Source organism: Streptococcus sp., assembly GCF_030528045.1.
Lineage (GTDB): Bacteria > Bacillota > Bacilli > Lactobacillales > Streptococcaceae > Streptococcus.
In genome coordinates this window covers 42,695-57,239 of the sequence record NZ_JAUMZR010000001.1, presented here as the reverse complement: position 1 = coordinate 57,239, position 14,545 = coordinate 42,695, and the positions used below count along the sequence as shown (strand labels likewise).

11 protein-coding genes and 2 pseudogenes are annotated in these 14,545 nt (G+C 40.4%); 1 reads left to right on the top strand and 12 read right to left on the bottom strand.

From position 1 onward, the window contains the following. From Q4A91_RS00275 to Q4A91_RS00230, 10 genes and pseudogenes are all read right to left on the bottom strand, one after another. On the bottom strand, positions 1-1,602 hold the full coding sequence (locus Q4A91_RS00275) for a type I restriction-modification system subunit M (protein WP_303203955.1): 1,602 nt from the start codon (positions 1,600-1,602) through the stop codon (positions 1-3). A 43-nt stretch (positions 1,603-1,645) separates the two neighbouring features. After that, on the bottom strand, positions 1,646-2,401 hold the full coding sequence (locus Q4A91_RS00270; RefSeq protein ID WP_303203954.1) for a hypothetical protein: 756 nt from the start codon (positions 2,399-2,401) through the stop codon (positions 1,646-1,648). 95 nt (positions 2,402-2,496) lie between these two features. After that, positions 2,497-3,390, bottom strand: a pseudogene (locus Q4A91_RS00265) (HAD family hydrolase); the annotation flags it as partial. Between the two features lie 15 nt (positions 3,391-3,405). After that, complete coding sequence (locus Q4A91_RS00260; protein WP_303203953.1) at positions 3,406-4,032, bottom strand: restriction endonuclease subunit S; 627 nt, start codon at positions 4,030-4,032, stop codon at positions 3,406-3,408. After that, positions 3,978-4,634, bottom strand: coding sequence for a restriction endonuclease subunit S (locus tag Q4A91_RS00255; RefSeq protein ID WP_303203952.1), 657 nt, complete (start codon positions 4,632-4,634; stop codon positions 3,978-3,980). The genes Q4A91_RS00260 and Q4A91_RS00255 overlap by 55 nt, the downstream gene beginning before the upstream one ends. A 6-nt stretch (positions 4,635-4,640) precedes the next feature. Beyond that, positions 4,641-5,183, bottom strand: coding sequence for a hypothetical protein (locus Q4A91_RS00250; RefSeq protein WP_303203951.1), 543 nt, complete (start codon positions 5,181-5,183; stop codon positions 4,641-4,643). Between the two features lie 29 nt (positions 5,184-5,212). Then, on the bottom strand, positions 5,213-6,217 hold the full coding sequence (locus Q4A91_RS00245; protein WP_303203950.1) for a hypothetical protein: 1,005 nt from the start codon (positions 6,215-6,217) through the stop codon (positions 5,213-5,215). A gap of 91 nt (positions 6,218-6,308) precedes the next feature. Next, positions 6,309-7,070 carry a DUF6261 family protein gene (locus Q4A91_RS00240; RefSeq protein ID WP_303203949.1) on the bottom strand — a complete coding sequence of 254 codons (762 nt, stop codon included), beginning with the start codon at positions 7,068-7,070 and terminating at the stop codon, positions 6,309-6,311. Between the two features lie 79 nt (positions 7,071-7,149). Next, positions 7,150-7,311, bottom strand: a complete 162-nt coding sequence (locus Q4A91_RS00235; RefSeq protein WP_303203948.1) for a hypothetical protein — start codon at positions 7,309-7,311, stop codon at positions 7,150-7,152. Between the two features lie 415 nt (positions 7,312-7,726). Further along, positions 7,727-10,365: pseudogene (locus Q4A91_RS00230) on the bottom strand (DEAD/DEAH box helicase family protein). Between the two features lie 132 nt (positions 10,366-10,497). Here Q4A91_RS00230 and Q4A91_RS00225 point away from each other — a divergent pair. Continuing rightward, positions 10,498-11,115, top strand: coding sequence for a TVP38/TMEM64 family protein (locus tag Q4A91_RS00225; protein ID WP_303203947.1), 618 nt, complete (start codon positions 10,498-10,500; stop codon positions 11,113-11,115). Positions 11,116-11,393: 278 nt separating this feature from the next. On the opposite strand, the gene scrK is transcribed toward Q4A91_RS00225, so the two are convergent. Both scrK and Q4A91_RS00215 read right to left on the bottom strand, forming a co-directional pair. Continuing rightward, a complete protein-coding gene (scrK, locus tag Q4A91_RS00220; protein WP_303203946.1) occupies positions 11,394-12,281 on the bottom strand; it encodes a fructokinase ScrK in 888 nt (295 codons plus the stop codon). Between the two features lie 158 nt (positions 12,282-12,439). Beyond that, entirely contained in the window at positions 12,440-14,326 is a 1,887-nt protein-coding gene (locus tag Q4A91_RS00215; RefSeq protein WP_303203945.1) for a sucrose-specific PTS transporter subunit IIBC, read from the bottom strand. Positions 14,327-14,545: the final 219 nt, after the last annotated feature.

The window sequence follows — 14,545 nt, the reverse complement described above, 5'->3', positions numbered from 1 at the left end:
TCACCCTTTAAAGTTTTTCAAAAACTCTTTGAGTTCGGCATCGGCTTCTGGTGTGGTTCCGTGGAGTTGGTTCAGCATTTCAAGTAGGGAAGCTGTTTGGCTTTCGATAGCTTTATTTGTGTCTTTAATTTTGCTGACGATGTCTGTCAGCGGCTCGACTTCTTCTTCCTCAAAGGTGTCTACATAGCGAGGGATATTGAGGTTATAGTCATTTTCGACAATTTCTTCATAGCTTGCTAGGTGGGCAAACTTATCAATCTCCTCACGAGACTTGTAGGCTTCCAGAATCTTGTCGATATGGGCATCCGTCATGATATTTTGGTTTTTCCCTTTATCAAACTCCTTAGAGGCATCGATAAAGTAAACATCACGATTAGTTCGATTCTTTTTGAGAATGATGACCGTGGTCGGAATGCTGGTATTAAAGAAGATATTGGCAGGTAGACCGATAACAGTATCAATAGCTCCTTCTTCTAACAAGGCCTTACGAATGGTTCCCTCCGCATTGCCACGGAAAAGAACACCGTGGGGAAGGACGATAGCCATAACTCCATTATCTTGCTTGAGATGGTAGTAACCATGCAAGAGAAAGGCAAAATCAGCCTTGGATTGTGGTGCCAGTTTCCAAAAAGGAGAGAAACGAGGATCATTCAGGAAGCCAGAGCTTGCAGACCACTTGGCAGAGTATGGAGGATTCATGAGAACCCCATCAAAGTTGGTCGGTTCCTGTGTCGGCCAGTCTTCATCCAAGGTATCGGCATTGTGGAGAAATTGATTCTCAACTGGAACGCCGTGTAGGATCATGTTCATCCGAGCCAAGTTATAAGTGGAGGTATTGAGCTCCTGACCAAAGTAGACAACCGTTTGCGGTTTATGAGAGTATTTCTTGGCATTGAGCAAGAGAGATCCAGAACCCATAGTCGCATCATAGATGGTAAATCCTTGCTGGTCCTCACGACCCAAAAAGGCAATCTGCGTCATGAGCTTGGCAACAGGCTGAGGCGTATAGAACTCACCAGCTTTCTTACCCGAGTCAGTCGCAAACTGACCGATCAGATACTCATAGGCATCCCCCAACATATCACCAGCATGACCAGCCACATCTAGCACAGCCAACTCTTTCATGACCGCTGCTACCGTTTGGTTTTGCTTTTGCGGAGTCGCCCCTAGCTTTTTAGAGTAAAGGTCGATATCTTCAAAGAGGTTTTCATAAAGGTCGTCACTCTGCTCGATATCACGAAAACCTTGAGCCAGATCTTCTAGCTGAAAAGTCCCCTCATTGACATGCGCTACCAAAGCCGTAAAGGTCAAGTCTGGCTTGATGATATAGTTGAGTTCATCGTTCATGACAGAGACCAGATCCTCATGAGTATCCGCATCCTCGTAGTAGTTACGATAGACCTCAAGTGTATCCTCAAGACTATCTGTCCCCTCTTCCATAGTCTCAGCCACGAAAAAGAGCATCTTGTCTGACAGATACTTATAAAAGACCATGCCCAAGAGATAGGACTTATAGTCATTAGCATCCATCTTGGAGCGGAGAACATCCGCTGAGTTCCACAGGGCTTGGTAGAGCGACTGGGAAGTTTGTGTTGTTTCCATAATGTTTCTTTCTAAGTTTTGCAATTTATTTTTAAACAAGCAATCATTTATAGCAAATCACTTCATTTTCAATCGTTCGAATCAAATCTATAGGAATAGAAGAGACCGGAAGTTGGTAAACGATATTTTTTCGAGGGTTATAAAATCCAAGATTTTCGATAGAAAGGAAGTCAGGATCAAAGGAATGTAAACCCATGATATAGTATACAAGGACTTGTAGTGTGTGGTCTTTATTAGGAGCTGTTTTAGTCACCTTAAAATCCCATAATGTATCCTTGGTCAGAAAATCTCCATCACCCTTATCAATCGTGTCTGTATAACCTCCAAGAAAATGAAAGCCATCCTTTACCAAAGGACCATAGAGGTCGAAAAAGCAAAGACTTCGCTCTACCATGATACGAATATTCTCTACCGTTTCGGCATCCACTGAAATTTCCTCAAAAGGCTTATAATACTGTTTCCCCGCACGAAAAACGACATCAAAGGACGCTAGACGACAAGCACTTTCTATCGATAAGTCATCCAATCCTGTCACCAAATCGAGTAGTGCTTCTGCTAGGTCTCCCATACCAACCATCTGAGCTCCCATGAGAGAAATTCTGAAAGCATCACGGACTTCTGCCCCTTTCATAAAACGAGTCAAGTAGTCCACACAAATCCCCACTAAACTAGGAGATACAGACTCTACAGCGTGCAGAACTCTGTGATCTTCGAACTGCTCTACTGAAAATAACTTGATGGTCAGATAACCACCTCGAGGTTGGTTAATTTCTTTTATACGTTGTGTTACAGATACCATGGTAACTCCTTTATGTATATAAATATACTAGCATCGATAAATCTTAATCGGTATTCTTTTAATTTAGCAAATAATTATCTTAGTTTTGGATTTCTTTTTCGCTTTCTTAAGTTTGCTTCAAGTTTATCAGCATTTTTCTTGTTTTCTAACAATTCATTATAAGCCGCCTTTTTAATAATCGTCTTGATTAGTTTATCAAGTTCTGTATTTTCTGAGTAGTCAGCTGGAACAAAATAATCAATACGATTATCCTGAGTCATTTTGTGAACTTTCTTTCTGTCATTGGTTTTTGGATTGAATACACCGATAGAGTAGCCACCTCTTGTTTTGACTAGCTTCATACATGGAATATCTGTATCACTATCCCCTAAGTAAACCATATTTCTAAAAGGAACTCGTAAATCACTTTCAGCAAAAAAATCATTCACTGCATCGTCATTGACATCTAAAATACCTTTGGTAATTCTAAAAAGAAATTGAGTCTTATTGGTGTAATTCACTACTTGAGCTGGCCAGACCGCAACCCCACTTTCATCACAATAAAAAGAAGTCGCATAAATTTTCTTAAAAGCACCATTTTTAGCTATTGAAGTCCCCTCTATCATTTCTTTCAAATCGGATGAAATGATATAATGCTCAACAATAACTCCGTTATCTTCACCATATTTTCGAATGCGTTCGAACCAGTCTTTGACTCCTGGGAATAGTTCTACCTCTGAACCAAACTTGGCTAACTCTGTCTTTGTATATAAAACCTTTCCTGCAGATTCTGTTTTCATCGTAAACATATAGGCAAGGTTCTTGTCCATATTATTAGCCTTGGCAAAACCATTGGATTTCTTCCAAAATTCACTGATTTCATACCCAAGCTTCTGTATAAATCCTTGGGCTTGCATATCATCAGGAGACAGCGTTGTATCAAAATCATAGCAAATTGCTACTACAGGTTTTTCTTCTTTCTTTAGAGTTTCTGATTTTACTTTTGACATTTTACTGCACTCCTTTTATATAAACATATCCTGCAAGAGTTTCTTTTTCAGTGTCTCAAGCTGAGAAATTTTTTCTTGGTGAGAGTTGATGAGGTTATCGAAGTTAGAGAAATAGGAGCCGATGGCACGTTGTTCTTCGAGTGACGGAGGTATTGGAATCCGAACATTTGCGAAGTTTTCATAAAAAAGATATTCCCTCACACTCCCCTCCGTATTTCTTCTAACTTCTTTATTGAACTCTGGTGATTTTATAAACAGTAGCGCGTAGTTGTTATCCATTGAGTTATCTAACGAAAAAATGACATACAAAGAACTAACTATTACCGTTTCATGTAGATCATTAAATGCAATGGACCCGACATTTATACGAGCTGGATTATATGCGAACTCGTTTGGTTCAACTATCTTATATGACGTTTTTTCAAGATTTTCTAAACGACTTCCTTCGAATTGTTCCGATTGAGGAATCAACCCACTCTGATTGCTAACAGAATATGCTGGATAATCATACCCTTTGCTGTTCGATTTCCCTCTTTTATTACTTATGCTCTTAAATTTCTTTATTTCCCACTCACCTTCAAATCCATCTAAACGAATCTCAGGTGCTGTCTGTCCAGCTTTTGGAAACATCTTAGAAAGCATGGTCGCCTTGAGAGATTGGTATTCTTGTAGCTTGCTAGAAGGTCGTCAAGGATGCGGAAAAGGGTGCCAATAGCGGATTGTTCTTCTAATGATGTGGGCAAACAAACTTTGAGATTTGATAAAGATTTTTGACTAACTCCTTTTGCAGTTCCTCCGCTAGATAAAGAAGTTAATTCATTAAATATTTTTTGGCTACGCAATAAAGTGGCTAAAAAATCTTCCCGAATTAAATCACGTTTAACTTCAAAGGCAATCGTACGTTGACTTAGAATATACAAATCATCATTAGGAATCTGTGCAACGTTACCCATCGGTGCCTCAGTAGTAAAAACAACTTGTCCTTTATGAAGATGATTATCTCCCATCCATCGTTCATACAATTCTTGATCTCCATAATTGGCAGTGGCCTTGAAATCAATATAGCCATTCTTTACATTTAAAGCAGATAGAGCTAGATAACCTGTATCACTCCAATTTAAACCTAATTTTTTAGGTGTTCTACCCCTGTAATCTATGATTTTTTCTATATTAGATAATAAAGGTCTTTTAATCCAATCTTTCTTTTCTCTATTAAAAATAATTTTAGGTATCATTCTTTTCATCAACTCTTATAACTCTCTATCTAAAAATTGTTTTAACTTTTTACGCAATTCGTCATCTAGAATTTCTTTTTTTATATCTTCATCAAAACTATTATATTTTTTATTCAAATCATATCTAAAAAGTAATGTAAAATAAATAGCTATTTGAATTGCAGAACCAATAAGTAAGAGAAAAATAAAAAACAAGAACAGTATATAAATTTCACTTACCCAATTATAGATATTTTCATTAAAAAAAGAAAATATAACGATAATAAAACTAGATATAAATCCTCTATTAACTATTGAGACTAGTCTCTTATATTCTTTTAACTTAAGTTTTGATATAAGGGAATTTGTATTTGAACTCAATAAAAAACCGTATAAAGAAAAATAAATACCAATAAAAACTGTTGAAATGGTCACTAAATTCGCATTATTTGTATAGGCATTTTTGTAAAACCAATCATATAACTCTAGATAATTTCCTAAAAAGAGAGACACTGCAACAATTAATACAATTATGATTGATAAACTCCACCAAAAATATTTATCAATAAATTTAAGCATGACATCATCTCCTTTCTAGTTTTGGATTTTTATATGCTATTCTCAGTTACAATTTCAAATTCACTCTCATCAACAGATAACAAAGAACCAAACGAAGTATAGTAAAGATCTTTATTACGATTCTGGTCATCATAATAATGCGCTGTCATTAGATTAGCTAATTTATCAAAATCCTCAGTTTTTAAAGAAGTTTTTTCCAAAATATAAAAACCATCTTTCTTTAAATCCACTTCATCAAATCTATGTGTCTCTGGATTTAAAAATTCAACTTTTGCAGAAATTAAATTTTTATCTGAAGAGTTTAATAACTTTAAAATGCCATCAACACGTTTTATATCCATTTCTCTTTTATACCGACTTTTCTTAAATGCTACAGTAGTAGTATTTATATCTAATTCTTCAGACACTTCAATCATATTACCAAATAACTTTTCTAATAGTGTTTTATTGCTATCATTAATATCTGGAAATAAACTTGACAATTGAAAACCTTCATTTTTAATCTGAATCACGATTGATTTAATACTCTCAGAAGCTTCTATCAAAGGTTTTAAACTATCTGTTTTCATAGGCTCAAATTTCACCGAATACTTTACATTAGGATCGTTACTCTTTATAAAGCTTGATAAATACTCTCCTATTTGGTTTATTGAAGGTCCTAAAAACTTTCTCTCCATTAAAAAAAGATACGATGTAGGAATAATCAAACAAACACTAGGTTCGAAAAGGTCTCCATCAATTTGTTTAATTTCTTCTTCACCTATCCTCCCCTCATATGGTTTTTCACTTCGATACTTTCCAATCCAGACTGTCCTATTTCTAGGGAGATACTCTAAACCATCCAAAGAAGAACCACTCGTCTTACTACTTGAAGGGTTTCTACTATTATTCATAAACATAGTATGCTGACTCCCTAACTTTACAGTTCTTTCTACAGAAGAAGATACTCGAATTTTATCAATTAACTTAGATAAATCATAATCTGTCTTCTCACCATTTCGACACAAAAAAACATTGAAATATTGAATATTCATTATTATTCCTCCATTATCTCATACTAAAATTATACCACGAATCCACCAAAAAAACGCCTTTAGATAATAATATATCTAAAGACGTTTATTCTTATCCTGCTACTTGTTCTGCTTCTTCTACTTTCACTTTCTTATCCTTCTTACTCGAACCACTCAATCGGCGCTTGCTATCTCGGATTGTGTTCAGGTCCTTGAGGAGTTTGGTCAGGTGTTCTTTTTCTGGATAGGCTTCTGCGCTGGCTGCGGTATAGCGCATAAAGAGGTCGTAGATGCTGGTTAGTTCGGTACGGACTTGTCTAGTCTTGCCGACTTCCTTGGTAGACTTATGCGCACGCGCCTGACTTTCCACCTTATCATACTCCTCCTGCGCACTGATCACCTCCGTCAGCATAGGTGTCAATCCTAGACTAGTAACTGCTGTTTGGTAGGGTTCTTCACTGAGGGTTTTGAGCAGACTCTTGATTTCTGCCGTTTCCACACCATTGCTATGCTTGGTGATGTCCTTGTACTTGGCAAAGACTGGTTTCAAGGTCTCATGGGCTTCTTTGAGTTTGGTCTCCTTAATCTTAGCAAATCCTCGATGAAGGGTAAAGAGACCGACTAGGGCACTGTCACGATTTCGATCAACTTCGGTCAGGTTCGTCTCCTCTTTCTTTTCGACGATAGCGAGTTGGCTTTGGAAGTCTGCTAGCCTGCTCTTGAAGGAATCGAGATGTTTGCTATACATAGGCTCGTCCTTATGTGCCTTGGCAAAAACTTCTAGTAGTTGACCCGTATCTACCATGAGACTTTCAAACTCGCGGTTGGTAGAGTTTGTGTAGCTTAGAGGGCAGATAGTGAATGTTTTTGTCATGATGATAACCTTTCTATTTAACGAATCATTTAGTTTTTTCTTTATCAAACCAAGACTGGATTAGTTCTGGAAGATAGACCTATTTTTGATCTGTTTTTACAATGCTTCCTTGTCTAGGAGGTTGAATCAAAGGCCTATCCTTTCCTACATAGACTTGAAGTAATACACAGACCAAAAATAGGAGGCCCCATAGAGGAAGTGTCGATAGCATACTTTCCTCATTTTCTTTATCTTTCTTCATCAGATTTCTCCTTTAAGTTGATAAGACAATTCTAACAAATAGCAAAGAACTTAGGACACTCATCCTCTCAACTGTCTACTTTATCATCCCAATAGCACTTTTTCAGTCTATTTCTTACTTTTACAGGATAAATCAGTCATTTCAGAAACAGAAAATCCCTATCTGACTGGAAACATACCCGTCTATCAGATAGAGACTCTTACTATTTTTAGATTTTAACTTTTCTAGCCTTAGAATACATCTAAACTTTAAGAAAGATGACTGTTCGAAAACTAGAAGACCCCAAAACTTTCTCAGCTAGACTATTCGAAGCTTAGAATGCTCATAAATTTATGTATTTCTTTCCATTCTAAGTTTAGAATGCATATAAACTTTAGTAAATTCATATCTTCGAAACTTCGAATAGCTACCTACCCTACTCTAATCGATTTTTAACCTTCTTCTTAGTCAAGGTACGGTCGTTTTGATTGGAGAGAGCTTTGATACGAGCTTCGAGAAGGGTTTTCCGTCCGGCCTCTGTTCGTGTGTAGACGAGGTGATAGCGTCCGATAGTTGGCCTCATAAAGTCGAGGAATTTCTGTGCTTCTTCCTTGCGCTTCTCAAAAAGACTAGGCACGGCATAGTAAGGTGACTGACCTTGTCGGACTTTCTCTGCCTTCAAGAGATAGCGCTGGTTGTCCACTGGAGCAAAGAACTCTCCCACAGTCTGTGCAAACAGCTCCTTGTCCCTCATGCTTCCTCCCTTGAGGTAGGCGAAAACCATGTAGTTTTCCTTGTCCTCCTCTACCTGAACACGGGATTGATTGTCCGTTAGATGCCCCGAATCTAGCAAAGCCTTTCGGATCTGCTCACCCAGAGACTGCAATCGTTTACAAGGACTCTTATAGCGGAGGTAGCGCCAAGATGCAAAGGCCAAAAAGATGAGACAGACTGTCGTAAGCCACCAAACACCAATCAGTCTCAGTCTAAATAGCAAAACCAACAAATCCACTGCTAACAAGAGCAATGACATGCGAACCCATTTTAATGCATCAAGCAAGAGCATGACTGGAATTTTCTGTTTTTGAGTTGCGACTTCTGTAACTATCTCGAACTGATCTGCTACGACAAGAGCTTCCTGCCATTTTTTTCTCAAGCCTGCTCGATCCTTGGAGAGACTCTTAACTCGCTCATTGTACTCACTAATTTGCTTTTTCTTAAAAGGGGGCTTTGGAAAATCCAAACGATCCAAACCGGTCTCAATACTCTCCTTATTATTTATAGGCCAATCCAAGAAAATGCTCCATCCGTCGCGACAAGGTCTGCAGATCCTGATTACTCTCTGATCTAGGCTCCTCACTAGGAAGAGTGATAAGCGCCTGCGCTTGAACGGCTACCAGATGCCAGATGTTACTGGTCTTTTCTGGATGTCCCGGCCAGATACGAATGGCACGCCCACGCATCTGGTTACTGAGCATAAAGCTCCCCACAAAGCTTCCGAGGATTAGGGAATTGACACAAGGAGCATCCCAACCCTCTCCGAGGAGAGATTTGGTTCCGACTAGGACTTGAATCCGCCCTCGTTGAAAAAGCTCCGTCACTGCCGCTACGATTCCCTTAGCTGAGCTCGGAAAACCAACCTGCACATAATCTTTTGGATCCAAGTGACCAATAGATGAGAAATTAAGAGGAACCTGAGGCAAGAGCTCCTTCAACTCTGCTGCCACATCGGTAGGCAAAATAACGACACTACCTGTCAAAACAGCCAAAGACACAGGTATCTCTTGCTCCTGAGCTTTTCGACGAATGCTTTCAAAATAAGGGAGAACCCCCCAACTGAGAAATGGTTGCCTGATCATCTCCCAGATAGGCAGCAAAATCCTTGCGAATATAGTCAGCTAGTACTAACTGTCTCAGTTCCTGACCTAGACTCTCATACTCCGTCAAAAAGATATCGGCAATGGCAGACAACTTCCCCAGAGATTGGGTTAAAAGCTGGTCAGAAGCCTTAGACTTAACCAGATAAACCTGACGTTTTTCCACCAACCCACGCGCCTTTAAGTCAGCCTCTAACTTTTTCCTATATCCATCTGGATCCTCATACCAATCTGGTGTCTGATAGAGTATGCTCTGCAACAGCGTCTCCAGCCAGTAGGAGGTCAATGCTGGAAGGTTCTGGGTTCCCAGTAAATTTTGTAAAGAAGGAGGAATCGTTAACCCCTGAGAATGCATATAAATCAACATAGCAGACAAGTACTTGGGATCTTCTAAGAGCAAATCAGATGAAATATCCCCTTTGAGAACCTTAGACCCTACTACAAATGTTTGAAAATCAGGATCGACTATAAGGTGATGAATATAGTCCCGCTTAGTCTCCTCAAACCGTTTGAGACGTTCCGCCTCTTCAGCTGTTGGTGAACACATGTAGACAAAATCCTGATGAGGGCAAAGAGTGTCTTCCTTGACTAGTTCAAGTACCGTGATTTCTTGATCGATCTCCCCACACATACGGATATAGCGTTCCCAGAGTTCAGGCTCGCTGTCATAAGGTGGTGTCGCTGTCAGGGAGATGACTTGCAGCGGTTCATACTGTTTGCGAAAGGCTTCCAGACTTTTCCACCATTCATTGCGCAGGTGGTGGCATTCGTCCAAACAAAGAGTCGCAACTTTCTGAGCTCTTAGGCTTGCAAGCAAATCAAACCCCACAAAATCTTCTGCTTCTCCATCTTCTTGTGATTGCAATTGGTTCATGGCGCTATGAAAAGCCTGATAGGTCACAATCGTTAATGTCTTCATCTCCTTTAAGTTTTGGGAAACGAGGTCTGAAAGCCTCTGACCCTCCCCTAGAAATGCAGTTTGAATCCTATCTACCCATTGTTCACGAATGGTGACAGTCGGAACTAAGATGAGGGCTGGGTTGCCAAAACGAGCGATTAGCTCGATACCAATGGTTGTCTTTCCAGACCCTGGAGCAGCCACTAGATGAACATGACCATCTGCTTGATAGTCCTGAAAACGATCCAAGACCTGTTTTTGATATTGGCGCCAGCTTCCTTTAAAGTTTAAACCTAACATGATACCCCTCATTCTATACCGTCATTTTCTTATTCTCATTTTACCACACTTATTTCGCCAGTCAGATAATCCAGATAGTTTTTTTCCACAAAATATGGTATAGTAGAATCATACTATCTATGAGGAGTTTACATGTCACAGGATAAGCAAATGAAAGCTGTTTCTCCCCTTCTACAGCAAGTCATCAATATTTCATCTATCGTCGGGGGAGTCGGCACCTTGATTTTCTGTATTTGGGCCTATCAGGCGGGTGTTTTACAGTCCAAGGAAACCCTATCGGCCTTTATCCAGCAAGCTGGGATTTGGGGACCACCACTCTTTATCTTTTTACAAATCCTACAAACCGTCGTTCCGATCATTCCGGGAGCTTTGACCTCAGTGGCTGGGGTCTTTATTTACGGCCACATCATCGGGACCATCTATAACTATATCGGCATTGTGATTGGCTGTGCCATTATCTTTTACCTCGTGCGTCTCTATGGAGCTGCCTTTGTCCAGTCCGTCGTCAGCAAGCGCACCTATGACAAATACATCGACTGGCTAGATAAGGGCAATCGTTTCGAGCGGTTCTTTATCTTTATGATGATCTGGCCTGTTAGCCCAGCTGACTTTCTCTGCATGCTGGCTGCCCTTACCAAGATGACCTTCAAACGCTATATGATTATCATCATTCTGACCAAACCCTTTACCCTAGTGGTTTACACTTATGGTTTGACCTATGTTATTGATTTCTTCTGGCAGATGTTTTGAGAATAGAAAATAGCCTGATACTAAATATACTTTGGTATGGAAATCATGCCAACTTTTCGATAGTGAATCGAGGACTTACCTAGCCTTTCCGCCGTGATAAAAACACCCGAAATCTAATGGTTTCAGGTGTTCGGAAACTTTGAGACATTAGGCTCAAAGTTTAGGTATGGAATTTCGAAGAAAGTCGCTACCGTCCGTCATCACTTAAGGAAAGGCTCAAAAACATTTTCGTCAAACAAAACATCCGTTTGGTTTCCCAAGCGGATGTTTTGTTTATTTTATTTTGCGACACTCTTAGCGAGGACAAAGTTTCCAAGTGTGGCAGAACCATTGCCTGCGACTGCTGGAGTGACAATGTAGTCACGCACGTCTGGTACTGGTAGGTAGCCATTGAGAAGAGCTGTGAATTTCTCACGCACACGGTCCAGCATGTGTTGTTGGGCCATAACCCCGCCACCAAAGACGATGACGTCTGGACGGAAAGTCACTGTAGCATTGACCGCAGCCTGAGCGATATAGTAGGCTTGAACATCCCAGACAGAACTGTTGAGTTCGATGTTTTCGCCACGAACACCTGTACGGGCTTCGAGACTTGGACCAGCCGCAAAGCCTTCCAAACAGCCCTTGTGGAATGGACAGACACCGTTAAATTCTTTTTCTACATCCATTGGGTGTTTAGCCACATAGTAGTGCCCCATCTCAGGGTGACCCACACCACCGATAAACTCACCACGTTGGATAACACCTGCACCGATCCCTGTACCGATCGTGTAGTAAACCAAGTTTTCGATACGGCCACCAGCATTGTTACGAGCAACCACTTCACCATAGGCAGAGCTGTTCACGTCTGTGGTGAAATACATGGGTACGTTGAGGGAGCGGCGGAGGGCACCAAGTATGTCTACATTTGCCCAGTGAGGTTTTGGAGTCGTTGTGATAAAGCCATAAGTTTTTGAGTTTTTATCGATATCGATAGGACCGAAGGAACCGATGGCAAGACCTGCAAGATTATCGAATTTTGAAAAGAATTCGATGGTTTTATCGATCGTCTCGATAGGAGTTGTTGTAGGAAACTGTGTTTTTTCTACAACATTAAAATTTTCATCTCCGACAGCACAGACAAACTTTGTACCGCCCGCTTCTAAGCTTCCATATAATTTTGTCATGATAAACCTCTTATCTTTGTTTTCTCTATTATAGCACATTTTAAAGGGCTAGATTTCTCAATATTTTAGATTTTCCTCTGTAAATCTTACCATCCAAGTAAAAACGAACAAACATAATATTTGTTCGTTTTGTTTTTAAATCTGATTTTCGAAGAGGACTAGGCTTTCACTTCGATGATCACGTCACCCTTGACAACTGAACCGCTTGCAACTGGTGTCACAGAAGCGTAGTCTGCTGTGTTGGTTACGATAACCATTGTTGTGTCGTCAAGACCTGCAGCAGCGATTTTGTTTGAGTCAAAGGTTCCAAGAACATCACCTGCTTTGACCTTGTCGCCTTGAGCAACTTTTTGTTCAAAGCCTTCACCGTTCATAGTCACTGTATCGATACCAACGTGGATCAAGATCTCAGCTCCATTTGCTGTCTTCAAACCATAAGCATGTCCTGTGGCAAAGGCAATCGATACTTCTGCATCAGCTGGTGCATAAACCACACCTTGGCTTGGTTTTACAGCAATCCCTTGTCCCATTGCACCACTTGAAAAGACTGGGTCATTAACATTCTCAAGAGCAACTACGTCCCCAACAATTGGAGTTTGGATTGTTTCACTTTGAGGAGCTACTGGAATGTTACCAGTTGTTTCTTCTTGAACCAAACGTTCTGTCGCTACTTCAGAAGCAACTTCTTTTTCATCCTCGTAACCAAACATGTAAGTAAGGGCAAAACCAAGAACGAATGATACAGCTACCATAAGAAGGTATTGGAACAATTGACCGTTACCAACGTACAACATTGTACCAGGGATGATGGTGATACCATTACCAGTACCAGCGAGTCCAAGGATAGAAGCCAATCCACCACCGATAGCACCAGCGATCAATGAAAGGAAGAATGGCTTACGGAAGCGCAAGTTTACCCCGAAGATGGCAGGCTCTGTAATACCTAGGAAGGCAGAAAGAGCAGCTGGGAAAGCAAGTGTTTTCAGTTTAGGATTCTTCGTTTTAACACCAACGGCAACCGTTGCAGCCCCTTGAGCTGTCATCGCTGCAGTGATGATGGCGTTGAATGGGTTCGCATGGTCCGCAGCAAGCAATTGCACTTCAAGCAAGTTGAAGATGTGGTGCACACCTGATACGACGATCAATTGGTGAACCCCACCGATGACCAAACCACCAAGACCAAACGGCAAGGCAAGAATCGCTTTTGTAGCAATAAGGATGTAGTTTTCAACGACGTGGAAGACTGGTCCGATGACAAAAAGTCCAAGGATAGACATGACCAAAAGTGTCACGAATGGAGTCACCAAGAGATCCAAGACATCTGGAACCACTTTGCGGAGAGCTTTTTCAAACTTGGCTCCGACCACCCCAATGATGAAAGCTGGAAGAACAGAACCTTGCAAACCAACAACAGGAATGAAACCAAAGAAGTTCATAGCTATTACTTCACCACCTGATGCTACAGCCCAAGCGTTTGGAAGTGAGCCAGAAACAAGCATCATACCAAGAACGATACCAACGGCTGGATTTCCACCGAATACGCGGAAGGTTGACCATACAACCAAACCTGGCAAAATGATGAAGGCTGTATCTGTCAAGATTTGAGTGTAAGTTGCAAAGTCTCCTGGAAGTGGCATTTCAAGAGCGTTGAAAAGGCCACGCACACCCATGAAGAGACCAGTCGCTACGATAACTGGGATGATTGGCACGAAGACGTCACCGAAAGTACGGATAGCACGTTGGAACCAGTTTCCTTGTTTAGCAGCTTCAGCTTTCATGTCTTCTTTAGAAGAGGTTGGCAAACCAAGTGCAACGACTTCGTCGTACATCTTGTTTACTGTACCAGTACCAAAGATGATTTGGTATTGACCTGAGTTAAAGAAAGCTCCTTGAACTTTATCCAAGTTCTCAATCACTTCCTTATTGATTTTCCCTTCATCTTTGACCATGACACGTAGACGAGTCGCACAGTGGGCAACACTGTTGACATTTTCACGTCCGCCAAGGGCTTCGATGACTTTTTTTGCAATATCCTGATTGTTCATTTGCAAAAATCTCCTTATAAAATTTTGTTCTTGTTTGAAAGCGATTTTATTCGCCCTACGACTATTATTTTATCACGTTCCTAAAATATGTCAAGCGTTTTGCAGAAATTTTTAAATCCTTTCTTTTTTCTTTGATTATTTTTGCTCGTTTTTGATGGTCATTCTCTTTTTCCTCAAAAAAATATCTTTATACTTGAGAAATCAAAGCTTTTATTTACA